This is a genomic window from Chromobacterium sp. HL1 (assembly GCF_057418835.1).
Genome location: NZ_CP162399.1, coordinates 494,248 through 514,310, shown reverse-complemented (window position 1 = coordinate 514,310; position 20,063 = coordinate 494,248). Strand labels below are relative to the sequence as shown.

At 66.5% G+C, this 20,063-nt stretch carries 17 protein-coding genes; 9 read left to right on the top strand and 8 right to left on the bottom strand.

Annotated features, from left to right (window positions below; all coding sequences use genetic code 11):
* Positions 1-55: 55 nt before the first annotated feature.
* From AB1Z25_RS02455 to AB1Z25_RS02440, 4 genes are read left to right on the top strand one after another with little or no spacing between them, the layout of a single operon-like run.
* Complete coding sequence (locus AB1Z25_RS02455; RefSeq protein WP_107798071.1) at positions 56-1,099, top strand: hemin-degrading factor; 1,044 nt, start codon at positions 56-58, stop codon at positions 1,097-1,099.
* On the top strand, positions 1,089-1,880 hold the full coding sequence (locus tag AB1Z25_RS02450) for a heme/hemin ABC transporter substrate-binding protein (RefSeq protein WP_107798070.1): 792 nt from the start codon (positions 1,089-1,091) through the stop codon (positions 1,878-1,880). The genes AB1Z25_RS02455 and AB1Z25_RS02450 overlap by 11 nt, the downstream gene beginning before the upstream one ends.
* On the top strand, positions 1,877-2,863 hold the full coding sequence (locus tag AB1Z25_RS02445; RefSeq protein WP_233246639.1) for a FecCD family ABC transporter permease: 987 nt from the start codon (positions 1,877-1,879) through the stop codon (positions 2,861-2,863). The genes AB1Z25_RS02450 and AB1Z25_RS02445 overlap by 4 nt, the downstream gene beginning before the upstream one ends.
* Positions 2,856-3,671 carry an ABC transporter ATP-binding protein gene (locus AB1Z25_RS02440; RefSeq protein ID WP_227106785.1) on the top strand — a complete coding sequence of 272 codons (816 nt, stop codon included), beginning with the start codon at positions 2,856-2,858 and terminating at the stop codon, positions 3,669-3,671. Before AB1Z25_RS02445 ends, AB1Z25_RS02440 begins: the two co-directional genes overlap by 8 nt.
* 225 nt (positions 3,672-3,896) lie before the next feature.
* Here AB1Z25_RS02440 and AB1Z25_RS02435 read toward each other — a convergent pair whose 3' ends face one another.
* From AB1Z25_RS02435 to AB1Z25_RS02415, 5 genes are all read right to left on the bottom strand, one after another.
* A complete protein-coding gene (locus AB1Z25_RS02435) occupies positions 3,897-4,439 on the bottom strand; it encodes a hypoxanthine-guanine phosphoribosyltransferase (RefSeq protein WP_019103182.1) in 543 nt (180 codons plus the stop codon).
* A gap of 64 nt (positions 4,440-4,503) precedes the next feature.
* Complete coding sequence (gene galU, locus AB1Z25_RS02430) at positions 4,504-5,376, bottom strand: UTP--glucose-1-phosphate uridylyltransferase GalU (RefSeq protein ID WP_107801619.1); 873 nt, start codon at positions 5,374-5,376, stop codon at positions 4,504-4,506.
* Between the two features lie 72 nt (positions 5,377-5,448).
* Positions 5,449-6,876 carry a tetratricopeptide repeat protein gene (locus AB1Z25_RS02425; protein ID WP_486636503.1) on the bottom strand — a complete coding sequence of 476 codons (1,428 nt, stop codon included), beginning with the start codon at positions 6,874-6,876 and terminating at the stop codon, positions 5,449-5,451.
* A gap of 184 nt (positions 6,877-7,060) precedes the next feature.
* Positions 7,061-9,472 (bottom strand): NAD-dependent DNA ligase LigA, encoded by a 2,412-nt coding sequence (gene ligA / locus AB1Z25_RS02420; RefSeq protein WP_486636502.1) that lies wholly within the window; start codon positions 9,470-9,472, stop codon positions 7,061-7,063.
* A 127-nt stretch (positions 9,473-9,599) separates the two neighbouring features.
* Entirely contained in the window at positions 9,600-10,778 is a 1,179-nt protein-coding gene (locus tag AB1Z25_RS02415) for a cell division protein ZipA C-terminal FtsZ-binding domain-containing protein (RefSeq protein ID WP_227106779.1), read from the bottom strand.
* 583 nt (positions 10,779-11,361) lie between these two features.
* On the opposite strand from AB1Z25_RS02415, the gene AB1Z25_RS02410 reads away from it, so the two are divergent.
* Positions 11,362-11,829: a MarR family winged helix-turn-helix transcriptional regulator gene (locus AB1Z25_RS02410; RefSeq protein WP_019103187.1), complete on the top strand. Its 468-nt coding sequence runs from the start codon at positions 11,362-11,364 to the stop codon at positions 11,827-11,829.
* Positions 11,830-11,936: 107 nt separating this feature from the next.
* On the opposite strand, the gene AB1Z25_RS02405 is transcribed toward AB1Z25_RS02410, so the two are convergent.
* From AB1Z25_RS02405 to smc, 3 genes are all read right to left on the bottom strand, one after another.
* A complete protein-coding gene (locus tag AB1Z25_RS02405; protein WP_486636501.1) occupies positions 11,937-12,320 on the bottom strand; it encodes an energy transducer TonB in 384 nt (127 codons plus the stop codon).
* Positions 12,321-12,622: 302 nt separating this feature from the next.
* Complete coding sequence (locus AB1Z25_RS02400; protein ID WP_486636500.1) at positions 12,623-13,999, bottom strand: MFS transporter; 1,377 nt, start codon at positions 13,997-13,999, stop codon at positions 12,623-12,625.
* Positions 14,000-14,333: 334 nt separating this feature from the next.
* Complete coding sequence (smc, locus tag AB1Z25_RS02395) at positions 14,334-17,954, bottom strand: chromosome segregation protein SMC (protein WP_486636499.1); 3,621 nt, start codon at positions 17,952-17,954, stop codon at positions 14,334-14,336.
* Here smc and AB1Z25_RS02390 point away from each other — a divergent pair.
* From AB1Z25_RS02390 to AB1Z25_RS02375, 4 genes are read left to right on the top strand one after another with little or no spacing between them, the layout of a single operon-like run.
* A complete protein-coding gene (locus AB1Z25_RS02390; RefSeq protein WP_107798062.1) occupies positions 17,953-18,516 on the top strand; it encodes a YqgE/AlgH family protein in 564 nt (187 codons plus the stop codon). The two genes, smc and AB1Z25_RS02390, sit on opposite strands and share 2 nt — an antisense overlap.
* Positions 18,500-18,937: a Holliday junction resolvase RuvX gene (ruvX, locus tag AB1Z25_RS02385; protein WP_107798061.1), complete on the top strand. Its 438-nt coding sequence runs from the start codon at positions 18,500-18,502 to the stop codon at positions 18,935-18,937. The genes AB1Z25_RS02390 and ruvX overlap by 17 nt, the downstream gene beginning before the upstream one ends.
* A 7-nt stretch (positions 18,938-18,944) precedes the next feature.
* The gene (locus tag AB1Z25_RS02380; RefSeq protein WP_107798060.1) at positions 18,945-19,463 is read left to right on the top strand and encodes a DUF3592 domain-containing protein; all 519 of its coding nucleotides are present in this window, start codon (positions 18,945-18,947) and stop codon (positions 19,461-19,463) included.
* Positions 19,460-19,915: a DUF3592 domain-containing protein gene (locus tag AB1Z25_RS02375; protein WP_107798059.1), complete on the top strand. Its 456-nt coding sequence runs from the start codon at positions 19,460-19,462 to the stop codon at positions 19,913-19,915. The genes AB1Z25_RS02380 and AB1Z25_RS02375 overlap by 4 nt, the downstream gene beginning before the upstream one ends.
* Positions 19,916-20,063: the final 148 nt, after the last annotated feature.

The following is a 20,063-nucleotide window of genomic DNA, read 5'->3' as shown; positions in this document are numbered from 1 at the left end:
AGCGCCCGCCCCTTGGCGGGCGCCCGTTTTTGATCGTTCCAAGGAGAATCCAAACATGACCGACTTCAGCCAGCTGTGGGATCGTTATCAAATCCTGAAAGCCAGCCAGCCGAAACTGCGCGTGCGCGACGCCGCCGACGCCCTGGGTGTCAGCGAGGCCGAACTGGTGGCCGCGGACCCGGCCAGCCAGGCCCTGCAACCGCATTGGAACGACATCCTGGGCCAGATCGCCCAGTTGGGCCCGGTGATGGCGCTGACGCGCAATCACGCCTGCGTGCACGAAACCACCGGCGATTACCGCAATGTGCAGATCGACGGCAAGATCGGCCTGGCCATCAACCCGGTCATCGACCTGCGCATCTTCCTGTTCCATTGGCAGCACGCCTTCGCCGTCACCACGGCCGGCGCGCGCGGCGAGCAGCGCAGCTTGCAGTTCTTCGACCGTTTCGGCGAGGCGGTGCACAAGATCTATCTGACCGCCAATAGCGATGCGGCCGCCTACCAGCGCCTGGTGGAGACCTTCTCCGCGCCCAAGGCCGCGCTGAGCATAGACCCGCAGGAAGCCGAAGCGAAGGAGCTGGACGACGAGGCCATCGACAAGGCCGGCTTCCAGCAGGAATGGCAGAGCCTGCAGGACGTGCACGCCTTCCATCCCTTCCTGCGCCGCTGGGGCGTGTCCCGCCAGCAGGGCTTCCGCCTGGCGCCGGAAGGCCAGGCCTGGCGCGTGCTGCCGGAAGCGGTGGAGCAGCTGCTGCGCCGCGCCGCCCATATCGAAGCCCCCATCATGGTGTTCGCCGGCAACCGCGGCATGATCCAGATTCACACCGGTCCGGTGCGCAATGTGCAGATCGTCGGCAACTGGCTCAATGTGCTGGACCCGCACTTCAACCTGCATCTGCGCACCGACCTGATCGCAGAAGCCTGGGTCACCCGCAAGCCGGGCGATCACGGCGTGGTGACCTCGCTGGAACTGTTCGACGACAAGGGCTTGTCGCTGGCCACTTTCTTCGGCGAGCGCAAGCCGGGCCAGGCGGAACGCGTGGAATGGATCAAGCTGCTGGGCGAGCTGCCGGCACTGGAGCGCGCCGATGTCGCCTAAATTCGCCTTCGCCGCCCTGCTGGGCCTGGCCGCCGCGCTGCCCGCCTGGGCGGCGCAACGCATCGTGGTGATGACCCCTGACATCGCCGACATCGTGGTCGCGCTGGACGCCGGCAAGGAAGTCGTCGGCCGCGACCGCTCCAGCAAGTCGCCGGCGCTGGCTCAGGCCCAGGTGGTGGGCTTTTCCCGCGCGCTGAACGCTGAAACCATCGCCCGGCTCAAGCCCACCCTGGTGCTGGGCAGCGCCGAGGCGCAACCGCCGACGGTGTGGACCCAGCTGCGCCAATTGCAGGTGCGCGCCGAGGAAGTGACGCGCCGCGAGGACGGCGCGGACTTCGCCGACGCGATCCGCAAAGTGGGACAGCTCTTGGGCCGCGACGCCAACGCCCAGCAACTGGCCAGCCGCTGGCAGCGCGAGATGACGCCGCGCCCGGCGCGCGGCGTGCGCTATCTGGTCAGCTACGACGGTCAGCTGGTGGCCGGCCGCGACACCGCCGCCGATACCCTGATCCGCGCCGCCGGCGGCGTCAACGTCGCCAGCCAGCTGTCCGGCTTCAAGCCGATGGCGCGCGACGCCTGGCAAAGCCTGCAACCGGACGTGATCATTCTGGGCAGCCACACCGGCGCGGTGCACGGCGGCAAGGAGGCCTTCTCCAAACGGCCGGAAATCGCCTCCACGCCGGCCGGCAAGCAGGGCCGCATCTACCTGTTGCCAGCCAAGGACGCGATGATGGTGGGACTGAACAGCCCGGCGGTGGTCGAGCAGATGGTGAAGATGTGAGCGCGCTGAGCATGGAAGCCGCCGCGCCCAATCGCGGCCGCTGGCTACTGCTGGGCCTGATCGCCGCCAGCCTGCTGCTGCCGCTGCTGGCCTTGTCCAGCGGCGGCAGCGGCCTCGCCTGGCCGGACTTCAGCGATCCGCTGCTGACCCAGCTGCGGCTGCCGCGCATCGCCGCGGCGTTGGGCGTGGGCGCGGCGCTGGCCGCCAGCGGCGCGGCCTTGCAAGCGTTGTTTCGCAATCCGCTGGCCGACCCCGGCCTGATCGGCACGTCCAGCGGCGCGGCGCTGGCCGTGGTCAGCATGCTGGCCATCGGCGCCGCCGGCCTGTCCTTGCCGCTGGCCGCCTTCGGCGGCGGCCTGCTGGCCACCTGGCTGATTCTATTGCTGTCGCGGCTGGTACGCGGCGGCCTGGCCGGCCTGCTGCTGATGGGCCTGGTGGTGGGCGCCTTCTGCGGCGCCATCACCAGCCTGATGATTTTCATGTCCGACGACCTGACCCTGCGCGCCGCCACCAGCTGGCTGGCCGGCAATCTGTCGTCGGCCTCGTCGGAACGGCTGCTGGCCTGCCTGGGCGTGGCCGGCCTGGGCTTGCTGATCCTGATCGCCGTGGGCCGCGATCTGGACTGCCTGCTGCTGGGCGAGGACGCCGCCCGCTCGCTGGGCATCGATGTGCGCCGCACCCGCCGGCTCACCGCCGTCGGCGCGGCGCTGGCCACCGGCGGCGCGGTGGCGCTGTCCGGGGTGATCGGCTTTGTCGGCATGATGATTCCCAACGCGCTGGCGCTGCTGCTGGGCGGCTGCCGTCGCCGGCTGATCCTGCTGTCGGCCTGGGCCGGCGCCTTATTCCTGCTGGCGGTGGACACGCTGGCGCGCACCATCGCCTGGCCCATCGATCTGCCGGTGGGCTTAATGGCGGCCTTCGCCGGACCGCCATTCTTCGTATGGCTGTTCCGGCGGCAACAAAGGAGTCTGATCAATGGCTGATACCACTACCCTGTGCGTGCGCCAGCTGGCCTACGACATCGGCGGCAAGCGGATTCTGGACGACATCAACCTGGACTTGCCCACCGGCCGGGTCAGCGCGCTGCTGGGCCCCAACGGCGCCGGCAAGACCACGCTGATGCGGCTGCTGGCCGGTTTGAACACGCCCGGCGCCGGCGCGGTGCGCCTGGCCGGGCAATGCGTCGGCCGCATGGAGCCGGCGGTGCGCGCGCGCCGCATCGCCTGGGTGCCGCAACACATCCCGTCCGGGATTCCGCTGACGGTGCGCGAATTCGTGATGCTGGGCCGCGTGCCCTACCTCGGCGCCTTCTCGCAGCCGCGGGTGGAGGACAAGAGCGCGGTGGCGGACGCCTTGGGCACGGTGGAGCTGGACGATTACGCCGACAAGCGGCTGGACCAGCTGTCCGGCGGCGAGCGCCAGCGCGCGGCCATCGCCCGCGCCTTGGCGCAGCAGGCGCCGGTGCTGCTGCTGGACGAGCCCACCAATCACCTGGACTTGCGTCACCAGCACCGCTTGCAGCAACTGCTGCTGGAATTGTCGCGCCAGGGCCGCACCGTGGTGCAGGTCTTACACGATCTGGCGCTGGCGGCCAGCTACGCCGACCACGTGGCCTTGCTGGAACAGGGCCGGCTGGTGGTGGCCGGCGCGCCGGAGCAGGTGCTGACGCCGGAACGGCTGCTGGCGGTCTACCGCTGGCCGGTGCGTTTGCAGCGCAACGGCAACGACTGGCAGGTCAACGCCGCCTTGGCGCAGGCGCAGAAGCCCGCGGCGCTGGCGGCCGGCGCCTGAGAGCCTGTTCATAGTCTGCTGCGCGTCGGCGGGATGGATAGGTAAAGGGCGTTGAAACTGGCTTCGAAATGCTCATGTACCACTTGTACATTCCGCTTTTTCGCCCGTTTTCGCCTTGTCTCGCCTTAGCTCGCGAGATCGGAAACACGTTCTTAGACTAGGTCCAAAAATAAAAACCCCCGGCTTGCTGACGCGAGCCGGGGGTTTTTCGCGATCTGGCCGCGCTTATTTCAGCGCGTAGATAGCCGGCAGATTGCGCCAGGCGCCGCGCACGTCCATGCCGTAGCCGAACACGTAGCGGTCCGGCACGTCCAGGCCGACGAAGTCAGCCAGCATCGGTTTTTCCTTGCTGATCAGCTTGTTGGCGAACACGCCGCTGTAGAAGGCCTTGGCGCCCATGGCCATCACTTTGTCGCGGATCGCCGCCATGGTGTGGCCTTCGTCCAAGATGTCGTCCAGCACCAGCACCACGCGGTCGCGCACGTCTTCCTTGGGGGCCTGTTTCCATACCAGTTCGCCGCCCTGGGTCTTGTCGCCGTAGCGGGACACGTGAACGTAGTCGAAGTCCAGCGGGAAAGCCAGGCGCGGCAGCAGCTGACCGGTAAACACCACGGCACCGCCCATCACGGACAAGACCAGCGGATAGGTTTCGCCCAGTTCCTCGGTGATTTCCACCGCCATGCGGTCAACGGCCGCGCTGACTTCCTCGGCGGTAAACAGCACGTCGGAGCTGTTGATCAGGCCACGGGCCTCGGCAATATTGGGCATGATGACTCCTTGATTCACACACGCAAACGCCGCTTTGAAGCAAGCGGCGTGATTGAAAAAACGATTAGTTCTTGGCCAGCGAGCGCAGATAGGCGGCGAACTCGGCGCCCACCTCGTGATGCTGCAAGCCGTAATTGACCGTGGCTTTAAGATAGCCCAGCTTGGAGCCGCAGTCGTAACGCACGCCCTTGAACGGCAGCGCCAACACCGGCTCGTCCTTCATCAGCGCCGCGATGCCGTCGGTCAGCTGGATTTCGCCGCCGGCGCCGGCCGTGGTGTTGACCAGCTTGTCGAAGATGCGCGGGGTCAGGATGTAACGGCCCACCACCGCCAGATTGGACGGCGCCGCTTCCGGGCGCGGCTTCTCCACGATGTGTTCCACCTGCTGATGGCCGCGCGCGTCCGGCGCCACCTTGACGATGCCGTAAGAGCCGGTCTCCTCCGGCGCCACGGTTTCCACCCCCAGCACCGAGGTGTGGGTTTCGTCGAACAGCTTGACCATTTGTTCCATCGCGCCCGGCGCGCCTTCGATCAGGTCGTCGGCCAGGATCACCGCGAACGGCGCGTCGCCCACCACCGGCCGCGCGCACAGCACGGCGTGGCCCAGGCCCAGCGCCTCGGTCTGACGGATGAAGATGCAGGACACCGACGGCGGGATGATGCCCTGCACGGTTTCCAGCAGCTTCTGCTTGTTCTTGTTTTCCAGTTCGGTTTCCAGCTCGTAAGCCTTGTCGAAATGGTCTTCGATCGAACGCTTGTTGCGGCCGGTGATGAAAATCAGCTCGGTCATGCCGGCGGCGATCGCCTCTTCCACCGCATACTGGATCAGCGGCTTGTCCACCACCGGCAGCATTTCCTTGGGGCTGGCCTTGGTGGCCGGCAGGAAGCGAGTGCCCAGCCCGGCGACGGGGAAGACCGCTTTCGTGATTTTTTTCATGCCCATTCTCGTTAACAAGCGTTGACAGCCGCGCATTCTACCGCGCCGCGGCCCGCTGGTGAAAGTCCCGCCTCACAAAGCGGCGGCAAAACGCTGAGCCAGCGCCTGCGCCGCGCCTTCCAGCACCGGCCCCCAGACGCCGGCCTCGGCCTGGCGCCAGACCCGCATCGAGTCGTACCACGGCGCGCGCTCGCCGGCGGCCAGGAAGAAGGGCGCGCTTTCCGCGCGCATCAACACCCAGACCGGCTTGCCCATCGCGCCGGCCAGATGAGCTACAGCGGTATCGACGGTGATCACCAGATCCAGCTCCGCCACCCAGGCGGCGGTGTCGGCGAAATCGTTCAAGGCCGGCGTGCTCAACAAACCTTGCAAAGCCGAAGGCGTCGTTCCCGGCTGCAAGGACACGAAATCAATGCCGGGCAGCCGGCACAAAGCGGCGAAGTCCTCCGGCGGCACGGATTTATGGCGGCGCCAGTGATCGGCCTTGCCCACGCCCCATTGCCCGCTCTCCCACACCACGCCGACGCGCGGCCGGCCGCCGCCGTGCGCCGGGACCGCGGCCGCCGGCACCGCGCTCAGATAAGGCTGGCCGGACAGATTGTCCAGCGTCACGCCCAGCGCGCCGGGCAAGGACATCAGCGGCAGTTGCCAATCGAAAGCCGGCGCGGCCTCCGGCTCCAGCAATTCCACGCCGTCGAATTGGGCGAACAGGCGATGAAAGGTTTTGGGGCAGGCCAGCAGCAGGCGCGCCCGCGGATGTTCGGCCCGCAGCCGCGGCAGGAAGCGCGCCATCTGCAGGCTGTCGCCCAGGCCCTGTTCCGCCCACAGCAGCAAGGCGGACGCGTCCAGCGCCTGGCCCTGCCAGCGCCGTTCGCGGTGACGCGGCTGCAGGATGGCGTCCCAACGCGCCTCGTAATACGGCCAGGCCTCGGCGTAGCGGCCGGCCAGCAATAGCGCGATGGATAAGCTGAAGCGCAGATTGGCGTCGTTCGGGTCCAGCTCCAAACCGCCTTGCAACACGGCGATGGCGTCGTCCAGCAGCAAGGCGCAGGTGCAGGCGTAGCCCAGGTTGTTGCAGCGCGCCGGGCTCGCGCCGGCCAGCTCGATGGCGCGCAAATGGCAGGCGATGGCCTCCTGGTATTGCAGACGATGTTGCAAGACCACGCCCAGATTGCTCCAGGCGTCGACATGCTCGGGTTCCGCCCCCAGGGCCTCGCGCAGCAGCGCTTCCGCCAGTTCCAGTTCGCCCAGTTCCTTGAGCAGCACCGCCAGATTGCACTTGATGTTGACCGACTGCGGATTGAGCGCGGCGGCGGCCAGGTAGTCGTCCAGCGCGCGCGCGCTGTCGCCCTGGCGCAGACGGGCGTTGGCGCGGTTGGCCAGCGCCTGCCAATCCTTGGCGTTCCGCCTCAGACATTGATCAAACGCCTGCTCCGCCTCGCGCCAGCGGCCCTCCGCCGCCAATCTATTGCCTTGTTCGAAAGCTTGGTCCGCCGTCATCTGTTCCGTTCCTTCTTAAATTCCTGCCAACCGATTTAGCCACGGAAGCGCACGGAAGGGCATGGAAGGCAAACCCTTTAGCCACGAAATCCACGAAAATAACAGCAGCCTCTGGTTTGGTCCGTGTTTTTCCGTGTGCTTCCGTGGCAAAAAACATTTGCCGCCGAGGCTACAGGCTCTTAAGTCACTCTCCGGCCAGCAAGGCTTGCAAGCCGGCCTCGTCCAGAATCGCCACGCCCAGCTCTTCCGCCTTGGCCAGCTTGCTGCCGGCCTCCGCCCCCGCCACCACGTAATGGGTTTTCTTGGACACGCTGCCGGACACCTTGCCGCCGGCGGCTTCTATCAATTCCTTGGCCTGGTCGCGGCTCAGCGTCGGCAAGGTGCCGGTCAACACCAGGGTCTTGCCTTCCAGCACGCCGGCCGCCGCCGCTTGCGCCGGCAGCGCCGCCAGCATCTCGTCGACCAGGGCGGCGAGCGCGCGCAGGCTGTCTCGCTTGCCCGGCAGGTCCAGCCAGTCGGCCAGCGCGTTGATCACCTCGGCCGGCAATTCCAGATCCAGCAGCGCGCGCCGTTCGCGCCCGGCCAGCGCGGCCAGGCCGTCTATCTGCGCCGCCAACTGTTGGCTGCGCACCTCGGTCAGACGCGGAATGTCCAGCCGCGCCAGCAACACGGCCGGCTGAAGACGCTCGGCCAGGCGCGGCGACGGCGCGTGCTCGTCGGCTGGCGCCACATGGCTCAACAAGGCGTCCAGCGCGGCTTCGTTATTGGCTTCGGCGAAGAAGTCCGCCAGCGATTCCGCCACCACGCCGCCGATGTCCGGCAGCGCGGCGAACAAGGCCGCCGGGGAACGACGGATCAAGGCCATCGTCCCCAGCCAATCGGCCAGGGTCTTGGCGGTGGATTCGCCGACATGGCGGATGCCCAGCGCGAACAGCAGCCGCGCCAGCGGCGGCCGCCGGCTGGCGGCAATCGCCTCGATCAGGTTTTCCGCCCATTTGCTCGCCACCTTGCCGGCCTTGACGGTTTCCGGGGTCGCGTCCTCGTCCTCGTCGGCGCGGCGCTTCATTTCCAGCAAGTCTTCCAGCGTCAGCCGGTACAGATCGGCCACGCCGCGCACATAGTCGTACTCCACCAGCTTGTCGATATAGCGTTCGCCCAGACCGTCGATGTCCATCATCCGGCGGCCGGCGAAATGCTGGATCGCCTGGCTGCGCTGCGCGCGGCAGGACAGGCCGCCGGAGCAGCGCGCCACCGCCTCGCCCTCTTCGCGCACCACGTGGCTGCCGCATACCGGACAGGCGCCGGGCAGCCGGTAGGCCGGGTATTGCGGTTCGTCGAACAAGCCGCCATCCGCGGCCGGCTGCATCGGCCGGCGCTCCATCACCACCGACACCACTTCCGGAATCACGTCGCCGGCGCGGCGCACGATCACGGTGTCGCCCACGCGCACGTCTTTGCGCCTCGCCTCGTCCTCATTGTGCAAGGTGGCGTTGGTGACGGTGACGCCGCCGACGAACACCGGCTTCAGCCGCGCCACCGGGGTGATGGCGCCGGTGCGGCCCACCTGCTCCTCGATCGCCTCGACCTGGGTCAAGGCCTCCTCGGCCGGGAATTTGTGGGCAATGGCCCAGCGCGGCGCGCGCGACACAAAGCCCAGCTCGTCCTGCAAGGCGCGCTGATTGACTTTGTACACCACGCCGTCGATATCGAAAGGCAGGCCGGGGCGGCGCTGCTGTACTTGTTCGTAATAGGCGATCAAGCCATCCACGCCGCGCACCACCGGCCGCAGGTCCTCGGCCACCACAGGGAAACCCAGCGCCCGCAACCAGGCCATTTCCCCGCTGTGGCTGGCCGGCCAGTCCGCGCCCTCCACCTGGGCGATGGCGTAGGCGAAGAAGGACAGCCGGCGCTGAGCGGTAATGCGCGAATCCAATTGACGCAAGCTGCCGGCGGCGGCGTTGCGCGGATTGGCGAAGGTCTTGTCGCCGCGCGCCGCCTGCTCGCGGTTGAGCTTGTCGAAATCCTGCTTCAGCATCAGCACTTCGCCGCGCACTTCCAGCAGGCCGGGCGTGGCCGCGCCGGCCGGCAGCCGCAGCGGAATCGCGCGCACCGTGCGGATGTTCTCGGTGACGTTCTCGCCGGTCACGCCGTCGCCGCGGGTGGCCGCCTGAACCAGCACGCCGTCGCGATAAAGCAGGGAGATCGCCAGGCCGTCGAACTTGGGCTCGGTCGCGTACTCCACCTCGGCAACATCCAGCCCTTTGCGCACCCGCTCGTCGAACTGCAGCAGCTCTTCATGGCGCTGCTCCCGCTCGCTCAGCTGCATATCGGAAAACGCGTTGGACAGCGACAGCATGGGCACGCTGTGGGTCACTTGCTGGAATTCGTCCAACGGCACGCCGCCGACGCGGCGGGTGGGCGAATCCGAGCTCGCCAGTTCCGGATGCTCCTGTTCCAGTTGTTGCAGCTCGCGGAACAGGCGGTCGTATTCGGCGTCCGGCACGGTGGGGGTGTCCAGCACATAGTATTCGTGGCCGTAGCGGTTCAGCAGTTGATGCAGTTCGGCTACGCGCTGTTGCGGAGTTTGGGCGGTCATGTTCAGTCGGACTCAAACAGAAAAAGCCGGCGTGGCGCCGGCCTTGGAAACGGAGGATTATCGAGCGGGCTTATCACCCCAGTGTAGCGGCTGGACAGCAAGGCGACACCAGGGCTTCCCGCCGGTTTCAGGCAAACAGTCTCAAAGCGGCCACGCTGCCGGGAGCGATGCCGCGGTCGTCCATGCTGCCGTAGATGTGCAGCAGCTGGTCGCGGATGCGGGTCAGGCCGGCGTCGGACAGCGGACGGCGGTTGTCGTCCACCAATTGGGCGTCGAACTCCTGCGCCAGCTGGCGCGCGAAGTAAACGGCGCGGTCGAACACCTCGACGCCGCCGGCCACGCGCGGCACGTCGAACAACAGCGTCAGCGCCGGGAAGGACTTGTCCAGCAAGGTGTGGAAGGTGAACGGCATCTGGTCCGCCGCCATCAGCGAATACAGGGTATTGCCGGAGTCCGCCAGATAGTGGAAGGCGCCGTCCGGCTCCAGCTGCAGGCCGGCGGCCTCGGCGAAGCTGCGCAGACGCGTGCCTTCTATCGGCCCCTGCGGCACGATGTTGATGCCGATCAGCACGTCCACATCGGCGCAGAAGCGGTCCAGTTCGCGCGCCGCCACCAGCTTCTGCTGGCGCTGCGGGAAACTGACCGCGGCGTCGTGCTCCTCGGCGAAGCGCGACACCTGCTGGCAGAAGCCGGCCAGTTCCTGTTCGGTCACCGCGCCGCTGCGGTCCACCATCTGCATGCTGACGTTGATCTGCTTGTAACGGGTGCCGGGCAAGGCCTCGGCCGGCTTCCACAGGCCTTTTTCGGTGCGGCCGATCAACTGTGTGCGCTTGCCCACGTTGAAGCGCGGAATCGCCGCCAGCTCGTGCGGCGCGTGGAACACCACTTCGGCGATGAAGTCCAGCGACGGATCCAGCATCGCCACCACCAGCGCCTGGTGATCGGCGGAGTCCATCTGCGGGATGTCCTCCTCTTCCTCCACCACCGGCACCGCGTCGAAAACCGCTTCGCGCGGGCGTTCGGTCTCGGCTCGCGCCGGCTCCGCGGGGATGTGCGGCTCGAAATAAGCGGCGGCGTAATCGTCCGGCTCCGGCGCGGCGTCCACCAGCACCGGTTCCATCCTGTCCTGCTTCACGCCGTCGCGCACATTGTTCTTGGGCACATCCAGCAACACGTCGTCGTGGCCGCGCGTGAAGGCCTGGCGAGTCTTCTTGCGAAAACGCCATTCCTGGAAAGCATTGAATCCGTAAACCAGGGCGATCACCGCGCCGCCCAGTATCAACACACCAATCTGTAATTCGCTCATCAGCCAGTCCGCATTAAGGCGAATAATCGAAGCCGTCGGCAGCTCCCTCGCCGCGCGCCGGCGCATCTTTCAATGCGCGATGCGGCGTCTTTCGGCAATAGCCAGGCCGACAGCCTCCCTTTAAGTATTCGGCAACAAAACCGTTCGAATCTGGCGTTTCGGCCAGTCGAGAACGGCGATAGACCACGGTTATTATAACGAAAGCCTCAGCTTGCGCACCATTTGGCGGCAATTTAGCCGTAAATGCCTTGCCGCCAGCCTAAATCAAGCCGAGGCGATAGCTGATGCGGGCAATTTGGTGCTTCAAACCGGGTTCGCAACCTGAATTGGATGCCGAATCGCCCCTGCTGGTTCCATCGGACCGCGTCGAACCGCCCCAGTCGGCAGTTCGGCGCCGCGAGTCAGGCCCGCCGCAAGCGAGCCAAATGGAAGCGGAACGTCATTTTCAGGCCCATAAGGTCCGGTAGATGACATTTCTGACAGGGGCGCTCTGAAATATCTCGTGCCAGAATATTTCGTGTTCATGCAAATGAATGATTCCAAATCGTCTTAAACACTGCTTAGGAAAGCAAGGGATAGATCGATGAAAAACACTTCTCAAGCCAGTTTCCTTCCGGTGGTCCACGAGCTGGCGCGCACCTACCAGGCATTCGAACAGTTTGCCAGCCAGCACATTCGTCAGCTGGGCCTGACTCCGCCGCAATTCGACGTGGTCGCCACGCTGGGCCACAGCAAAGGCATGAATTGCAAGGAGCTGTCCGACCGCACGTTGATCACCAAAGGGACGCTGACCGGCGTCATCGACCGGCTGGAAGACAAGGGTCTGGTTACCCGCACCATGCAGCCCAACGATCGCCGCAGCGTGTTCGTCTCCTTGACCCAACACGGAGAACGCCTGTTCGACCAGGCCTTCCCCGCTCATATCGACTATATGCAGATCGCCTTTAAACGCTTTGGCGAACACGACCTGTCCGGTTTCTGCCAGGAATTGGGCCGCCTGCGCGAGGGCTTCAGCCTGGCGCTGGAAGAACAGGAAGAAGTCACGGCTTAGGATTTCTCCTGCCGTAACCGCCTTTACCCGGCGGCGAGGCGCGCGGTCCCGCAATGCGGTCCGCCCCTCGCCGCCATTGCGTTTTCAGCGCCTGCCGCGCACGCGGCTCATGGGCTCTGAAACCGCACCGGCACCGTCAACACCGAATCCACCGCCTGGCCATTGCGCTTGGCCGGCGCAAAGCGCCAGCTTTCCACCGCGGCCTTGGCCGCGCGGTCCAGCCGCGGATAGCCGCTGCTGACCGCCACCGTCACCTCGCTGGCGCGGCCGGCGGCGCTAACGCTGACCCGCAGCAAGACCGTGCCCTCTTCGCCGTTTTCCCGCGACCGCTCCGGATATTCTGGCCGCGGATTGTTCAAATATTCGGCGCGATACAAGGCCACGCTGTCCTGTCCGCCGCCCCTTGCCGCGCCGGAAGCGCTTTGCGTCGACGCCGAGCCGGCCGGCTCGCCTTCCACGACGCTGGAGCCGCCTCCAAGCGCCGTCGGCAACGATGGACGCTGCCGCGGCGCGGCCGCAGCCGGCGGCGCCGCAATAGCCTTGGCAATGGGAAGGCGCTTGGACTGCGGAGATTGGCGGCGCGGGGCCGGTGACGCTTTGGCCGCTTCCGTCCTAGCCCCTACGCCATCGGGAACGCCGGCGGCCCGCGGCGCCGGCAGGCTTAGCGTCAGTACCGCGGCGCGAGCAGAAGGCCGCGGCGCGAACGGCCGCCAGCAAAACAGCAACAAGGCGTGCAGCAGCAAAGATGCCAGCAAGGCCCAAGCCCATCCAGGCCGCGCGCGCATCGCTCGCCTCAGCAGCGCATCCGGCTGCCCGGCCGGCTGTATTGCCACCAGGCCACCAGCATGGACACCAGATAAAACACAAAGAACATGCCGAAGGCCGGCAGGAAGCTGCCGAAGGCGGCCAGCGCGCTGCCGAAGGATTTGGGAATCACGAAACCGCCGAAGGCCGCCATCACCGAGCTGACGTTCATCGCCGACGCGCCGCGGCGGCCGCCGCGCGCATAGGCCTCGGCGATGTCCAGGCCGGCGGCCTTGGCCCCTTGGCCGGCCTGCAAAAGAAAGACCTTGGGCGCCAACTGGAAGGAAGAACCATTGCCGACACCCGCGGCGAAGAAGATCAGCTGGAACATGGCGAGGAACAACCAGAACGAACCGCCGTTGCCGGCGGAGGGCATGCTCAGGTAGACGCCGACGGTGGCCAGCGCCATCACCCCGTTGCTGAGCATGGTGGCGATGCCGCCGCCGATGTGATCGCCCATCCAGCCGCCCAGCGGCCGCGACAAGGCGCAGACCATGGGGCCGATGAAGGCGTAAGGGGTGACGTCGACCAGAGGAAACATATTGCGCGCCAGCAAGGGAAAGGCGGCGGCGAAGCCGAGGAAAGTGCCGTAGCTGCCCATGTACAGCAGGCAGATATACCAGGTGTGCGGGTCGCGCATCGCGTCCAGCTGGTCATGCGGCGTGATGCGCAGCTTGGGCAGATCATGCGCGTACAACAGGCAGGCCAGCGCGATGACCACGATGAAGGGCAGCCATAGATAGCCGGCGTTCTGCAGCCACACCGGGTGAACGACGCCGCCGACGCCCCAGATCTGCGGCCCGCCCACCTCGCCGAACAAGGGCAGCAGAATGACCACCGGAATCGCCAGTTGCGCCACCGACACGCCCAAATTCCCCAAGCCCGCGTTCAGCCCCATCGCCAGCCCCTTGGCCGCCTTGGGAAAGAAGAAACTGGTATTGGACAGATGGGAGGCGCTGGCGCCGCCGCCGATGCCGCACAGGCCGGACACCAGCAGCAAGATGGGAAACGGCGTAGAAATGTCCTGCACCACCGCGGCCACGCCCAAAGCCGGCAGCAAGAGCAGCAAGGTGGAAATGCCCAGCCACAGGCCGCCGCCCACCCAGCTCCAGATCCACGAGTACAGCAGCCGCATCAGGGCGCCGACCAGCGGCGGGATAGACACCAGCAGGAATTGCTGCTGATTGCTGAGCGCGAACCCCACCGCCGGCAGGTTGACCACCACCATGCTCCACATCATCCAGATATTGAAGTTCAGGTGCAGCGACAGGATGGACAGCCAGAGATTGCGATTGGCGATGCGCCGCCCGCAGCGCAGCCAGAAGATAGGGTTTTCAGGTTCCCAACGCTTGATGCTTACGGTCATGCCCATTCATCCAGCAATGATATCGCCCGACGGCCGCTGCCGTCGGGAAGCTGCGCAGTATGCCATCCGCGCGCGCGGCCCGGTTTGCGCGCCGTCAAACTGTAACTGACGATAATAGTCCTCACCAGCCTGTTTAAACGATGACTAACAAAAACCTGGCCGACGCCAAGCGGACTTTGCCATTGCGCCAAGCGCTTTTTCAAAAACTCGCCAGCGAGGGCGAGGCAAGGCCAAAACCGCTGAGAAAGCCGAATGTACGCGTGCGACATGAGCATTTCGAAGCGGTACTCACCGTGTGACGCCTCACGACGCGCAGCAGATCGCAAACAGGTTCTTAGGCGGTTTCCCGCATTTTCAACGCTTCCACGATGTCCACCGCCACAATGCGGCTGACGCCCTGCTCCTGCATGGTGACGCCCACCAATTGCTCGGCCATTTCCATGGTCAGCCGGTTATGGGAAATATAGAGAAACTGCGTGCGCTCCGACATCTGCTTGACCAGATCGCAGAAGCGGCTGGTATTGGCGTCGTCCAGCGGCGCGTCCACCTCGTCCAACAGGCAGAACGGCGCGGGATTCAGAGAGAACAGCGAGAACACCAGGCTCATCGCCGTCAACGCCTTTTCCCCGCCGGACAGCAGGTGAATGGTGCTGTTCTTCTTGCCCGGCGGCTGGGCGATGATCTGCACGCCAGCGTCCAGCAAGTCCTCGCCAGTCAGCACCAGTTCGGCGCGGCCGCCGCCGAACAGCGTGGGGAAGAACTCGCGCATCTTGGCGTTGACCGCGTCGTAAGTGGCTTGCAGCATTTCGCGGGTTTCGCCGTCTATCTTGGCGATGGCCTCCTCCAGCGTGGCCATCGCCTGATTCAGGTCATCGGACTGAGCCGCCAGGTAATCGCCGCGCTTCCGGGCTTCGTCCAGTTCTTCCAACGCGGCCAGATTGACCGCGCCCAGGCCTTCCAGCGCGCGCGCCAGCCGCGCGATCTCGGCGGCCAACGCGTTCGGTTTCACCGCCTCGCTCAAATCGGCCATCAGCGCGGCTTCGTCGGCGCCGGCGCTGGCCAGTTCTTCGGCGAAGCGCTCCATCGCCAGCCGCGCTTCCTGGTGCTTGAGCAACCAGTCCGAGCGCGCTTCGCGCAGCGCCGGCAAAGCGGCGTTGGCTTGCTGTTGTTGATGGGTCAGTTCGCGCAGCTTCTCGGTCAGGCCGTTTAGCCGGTCACGCACCGCGCCCAGACTATGTTCGCGTTGCTCCCGCTCGGCCAGGGCCAGTTGCAAGGCCTCCTCCGGCACCGCCTCCTCCACCGCCTCGGCCTCTTCGGCCAGGGTTTCCAGGCGCTCGGCCAGTTGCTGGTCGCGCTCGTCCAGTTCGCGGCCGCGCCGCGCCAGCTCCGCCACCTTCTGCTCGGCGGTGCTCATTTCCAGCTTGATCTCGTGCAGCATGCGCTCGGCGTCGCGGGTCTTGTTGCGCGCCAGTTGCAAGCCGGTTTCGGCGTTGAGCCGGTCCACCCGCATGTCTTCCAGCTGCACCGTCAGTTCTTCCAGCGTCAGCGCCGTCTCTTCGCCCAGCATTTCGGCCTCGGCGATACTCTGGCGCGCCAGCTCGCCCTCTTCGGCGATGCGGCCGCGCTCGGCCTCGATCGCCGCCAGCCGCGCCGCGCCCTGCCGCGCGGCCTGATCCAGCTTGACGTGTTCCAGCGTCGCCGCGTTCAGCTCCGCTTCCAAGCGGGTCAGCGCGCCCTTTTGCGCGCGCACCGCCTCGGCCAGCATGCCGCCGCGGCTTTGCAAGGATTCGCGGCGCCGCTGCAAGGCGTCGATTTCCGGCGACAAGGCGTCCAGCCGCGCCTGCGCCGCTTCCAGCAGCGCCTTGCGCGCCATCAGGCCGTCGCCACTGGCTTCGGCGTGCAGGCAGAGGCTGGCGGCGTAAATGCGGTGGCCTTCCGGCGTCAGCAGGCAGGCGCCGGCCGGCAACTGCCCGCGCATGGCCAAGGCCTCGTCCAGCGAGCCGGCCAGGTAGACGCCGGCCAGCCAGTCCTGCAAGGCCGCCTGGAAGGGCTGGGCGGCGCGCACTTGCTGCAGCAACGTCGGCCACGGGCGCTCGGCCTGCCAATCGCGCGCCGCCGCGCCGTCCGCCAGCGCCAGCGCCGCCGGCGGCGGTTCTCCTTGCAGCGCGGCGGCGCGCGCGGCAAGACGCTCGCCCAGCGCCGCCTCCAGCGCCGGCTGCCACTTGGGCTCCACCTGCAGGCTTTGCCACAGCTGCGGCGCCTCGGCCAGGCCGCGGCGCTGCAGCCAGGCGTCCAATTGTTCGCTGGCCGCCTCGCGCGCCAGCATGCCGGCCAGCGCGGCGGCCTCGGCCTCGGCCCGCGCCTGTTCGCTGCGCAGCCCGGCCAGTTGTTCGTCCAGTTTTTCCCGCTCGGCCGCCAGGTCCGCCTGCTTGGCCTCATCGGCCACCAGCCGGCTGCGCACCGTTTCCAGCGCGCCGCGCGCGCGTTCCGCTTCGGCGGCGGCGGCTTGTTGCTTCTCTTGGTCCGGCAGGTTCAGATCGCTCAGCTCGCGCCGCAATGCGTCTTCCCGGCCGGACAGTTGTTCCAGGTTGCGGCGCTGATGCTCGCCGTTCTGGCGCGCCAGGTCGCGATCGCGGCCGAGCTTGGCCTGCTGCGCGGTCAATCCGTTCAATTGTTGTTCGATGGCGCGGTATTCCGCCTCGGCGGTGGGCAGTTCGTCGGCGCCGTCCTCCAGCGTCATCTGCGCCTCTTCCAGCCGCATCTGCGCTTCTTCCCGCCGCGGCAGCCAATCGTCCAGTTCGGCCTTCACCTGGCCGCGGCTTTCGGCCAGCACCTGGCGCTCGGTGCGCACACTGCCCAGCTCACGGTCCACTCGGGCGCGGTTCTGCTCGCGATGGCGCTGAGCCTCTTCCAGCCGCGCCAGTTGGGCATTGGCTTCGAACAAATGCTGTTGCGCCTCGTGCACTTCGTCGCTGGCGGCGAAATGGCTTTCGCGCACGGTTTCGGACTCGGCTTCCAGATGAGTGACCGCCGCTTCCAGCGCCGCTTCCTCGGTTTCGATGCGCGCCAGCTCCGCGCGCGCCGCCGCCTCGTTGCGCGCGGCCTCTTCGCGCCGCGCCAGCGCCAGCAGGTTTTGCTTGTGGGTCAGCGCGCCGCGCAGATCTTGATACTGGGCAGCCACTTCGGCCTGCTCGGACAGGCGCTCCACCTGGCGCTCCAATTCCTGCTGCAAATCGGCGATGCGCTCCAGATTGGCGCGGGTGTCGGCGATGCGGTGTTCGGTCTCGCGGCGGCGCTCCTTATACTTGGACACGCCGGCGGCTTCTTCCAGATAGGCGCGCAGTTCTTCCGGCCGCGCTTCGATGATGCGGGAGATCATGCCCTGCTCGATCACCGCGTAGCCGCGCGCGCCCACGCCGGTGCCCAGGAACAGATCGGTGATGTCGCGGCGGCGCACTTGCTGGTTGTTGATGAAGTAGCTGGATTCGCCCTGGCGGGTCAGCACCCGCTTGATCGACACTTCCGCGTACTGGCCCCAGGCGCCGGTGAGCGCGCCGTCGCCGTTGTCGAACACCAGTTCCACCGAGGCGCGGCTGACCGGCTTGCGCGTGGACGAACCGTTGAAGATCACGTCCTGCATCGATTCGCCGCGCAGCTGCTTGGCCGAGGATTCGCCCAATACCCAGCGCACCGCGTCTATCACATTGGACTTGCCGCAGCCATTGGGGCCGATCACCGCCACCAGTTGGCCGGGCACGGCAATGCTGGTGGGATCGACGAATGACTTGAAACCGGCAAGCTTGATGTGGGTGAGACGCAAAATGTCCTCGCAATGGCTGGGCGAAAATCGGCATTTTAGCAGTTGCCCGCCTTCGCCGCGCGTCGCGCGCGGACCTGTTGCGCGTCGCGCAGCCGCATCTACCCGGCCCGCCGACTTATGCCATAATGGCCGCATGGAACCGCTATCGTTGTCCAATCAATTCTTGATCGCCATGCCCAATATGGCGGACCCGCTGTTCTCGCGCTCGCTGGTCTTCGTCTGCGAGCACGGCGAGCACGGCGCCATGGGCCTGATCGTCAACAAGCCTTCCGGCATCGCCATGGCGCAGTTGTTCGATCAGATCGATCTGCCGCTGGACGGCGACTCGCTGCGCGCCGAGCCGGTCTACTTCGGCGGACCGGTTCAGCCGGACCGGGGTTTCGTGCTGCACATGCCGGTGGGCAATTGGCAGTCCAGCCTGCTGGTCACCGACGACATCGCGCTGACCACGTCCAAGGACGTGTTGATCGCGGTGTCTGAAAACCACAAGCAGCCGGACCGCATGCTGATCACCCTGGGCTATTCCGGCTGGAGCGCCGGCCAGCTGGAGCAGGAGATCGCCGACAACGGCTGGCTGACGGTGCCGGCCCGGCCGGACATCATCTTCGGCCTGCCCTGCGAAGAACGCTACGACGCCGCGATGGCGCTGCTGGGCTTCGATCCCTCGCTCTTGTCCACGGATGTCGGCCATGCCTGAAGGTTGTGCTTTGGCATTCGATTTCGGCGAGCGCCGCATCGGCGTCGCCGTCGGGGACACCCTGCTCGGCATTCCCCACCCGCTCATCACCATAGACACGGAAATCAACGACGCGCGCTTCGCCGCCATCGCCGCCTTGATCGCGGAATGGCAGCCGGCGCAGCTGGTGGTGGGGCTGCCTATGCACATAGACGGCACCGAACACCAGATGACGCAGCTGGCGCGCCGCTTCGCCAACCGGCTCAAGGGCCGCTACGGCCTGCCGGTGTGGCTGGTGGACGAAAGGCTGACCTCGGTGGTGGCCGAATCCATGCTGGAAGAAGCCGGCGTGCGCGGCCGCAAGCAAAAGCCGGCGCTGGACCAGGTGGCGGCCCAGGCCATTCTGCTGACCTGGTTCGAGCATCCCGGCCAGGCCGTCTGAGCCCATCATGAAATTCTCGCCGCAAGCCCGGGTCAGCGCGCTGATGCTGGCCTTTCTCGCCAGCCTGCTGGGCTTGATCGCGGTCTTGCTGACGCCCAGCCATCAATTGCGCGAATGGCGCAACGCGCCGGGCCACGTGGAAAGCAGCCGCATGCTGGTGGTGTCCAGCGACGAGCATCCCGATCAGCTGTACTGGCAGCCGCATGTGCAGTACCTGTACACGGTGCGCGGCCAGGTCTACCACAGCGACCGGCTGTTCGCCGTCGACGGCGCCCTGCCGGGCGACCGCAGCAACGCCGACGATCTGACGCGGCGCTTCCCCTCCGGCAAGGCGATCACCGTCTACTACAATCCGCGCAGCCCCGCCGAATCCGTGCTGATCAAGGGCGGCGACAGCGATATCGGCAGCGCCAAATTCATCCTGGCGGCGCTGAGCGCGCTGTTCGGCTGGGCGCTGCTGTACCGGCTGCGGGCCAAGCTGCCGCTGCCGCGCCGGCGCATTCACCGAGGCATCCGCGCCCCATGAGCGAAAAAGTCATCGCCCTGCTGGTCATCGCCATCGGCGTGGCCGTTTCCGCCTATCTCTGGCAGCAGTCCGCCAAGGCCCAGCAAGCCGCCGGCTGGCCCAGCGTCGCCGGCAAGATCGTCTCCAGCGAAGTGGACTGGCGCCACGCGCGCGGCGGCGACAGCTCGGACCGTCGGGAATACCGCGCCATCGTGCGCTACGAATACCGCGTGGCCGACGGCGTCCACCGCGCCGAGCGGCTGCGCTTCCCCAACCCCGGCTACGGCAGCAGCGACGAGCAGGCGCGAGAGATCGTGCAACGCTATCCGGCGGGCAAGACCGTGCCGGTGTTCTACAACCCGCAGAATCCCGAAGAAGCCTGCCTGGAGCCGGGCAAACACTGGTCGGCATGGCTGGCCCAGGCCGTTGGCGCGCTGGTGGTCCTTGTCGGCCTGTTCTTGCTGCGGCGCTGAATTCGGACCCGCCCCCAAGCGACGAACGGCGAGAACCGTCCGCCTGCGCCTATCATTACAAAGTCATCTTTCATTGCGCCGACGATATCTGTTTTAATTTTTGGCGTAAGCGCTGACAAGAAATGACATTGCCGTCACAATGTCGCCC

Coding starts and splice junctions, on each gene's coding strand:
- galU (WP_107801619.1), bottom strand. CDS start 5,376: ATGAAAAAAATCACGAAAGCGGTCTTCCCCGTCGCCGGGCTGGGCACT.
- ligA (WP_486636502.1), bottom strand. CDS start 9,472: ATGACCGCCCAAACTCCGCAACAGCGCGTAGCCGAACTGCATCAACTG.
- AB1Z25_RS02425 (WP_486636503.1), bottom strand. CDS start 6,876: ATGACGGCGGACCAAGCTTTCGAACAAGGCAATAGATTGGCGGCGGAG.
- AB1Z25_RS02435 (WP_019103182.1), bottom strand. CDS start 4,439: ATGCCCAATATTGCCGAGGCCCGTGGCCTGATCAACAGCTCCGACGTG.
- AB1Z25_RS02415 (WP_227106779.1), bottom strand. CDS start 10,778: ATGAGCGAATTACAGATTGGTGTGTTGATACTGGGCGGCGCGGTGATC.
- ruvX (WP_107798061.1), top strand. CDS start 18,500: ATGTCGGCCATGCCTGAAGGTTGTGCTTTGGCATTCGATTTCGGCGAG.
- AB1Z25_RS02450 (WP_107798070.1), top strand. CDS start 1,089: ATGTCGCCTAAATTCGCCTTCGCCGCCCTGCTGGGCCTGGCCGCCGCG.
- AB1Z25_RS02380 (WP_107798060.1), top strand. CDS start 18,945: ATGAAATTCTCGCCGCAAGCCCGGGTCAGCGCGCTGATGCTGGCCTTT.
- AB1Z25_RS02440 (WP_227106785.1), top strand. CDS start 2,856: ATGGCTGATACCACTACCCTGTGCGTGCGCCAGCTGGCCTACGACATC.
- smc (WP_486636499.1), bottom strand. CDS start 17,954: ATGCGGCCATTATGGCATAAGTCGGCGGGCCGGGTAGATGCGGCTGCG.
- AB1Z25_RS02400 (WP_486636500.1), bottom strand. CDS start 13,999: ATGACCGTAAGCATCAAGCGTTGGGAACCTGAAAACCCTATCTTCTGG.
- AB1Z25_RS02410 (WP_019103187.1), top strand. CDS start 11,362: ATGAAAAACACTTCTCAAGCCAGTTTCCTTCCGGTGGTCCACGAGCTG.
- AB1Z25_RS02455 (WP_107798071.1), top strand. CDS start 56: ATGACCGACTTCAGCCAGCTGTGGGATCGTTATCAAATCCTGAAAGCC.
- AB1Z25_RS02390 (WP_107798062.1), top strand. CDS start 17,953: ATGGAACCGCTATCGTTGTCCAATCAATTCTTGATCGCCATGCCCAAT.
- AB1Z25_RS02375 (WP_107798059.1), top strand. CDS start 19,460: ATGAGCGAAAAAGTCATCGCCCTGCTGGTCATCGCCATCGGCGTGGCC.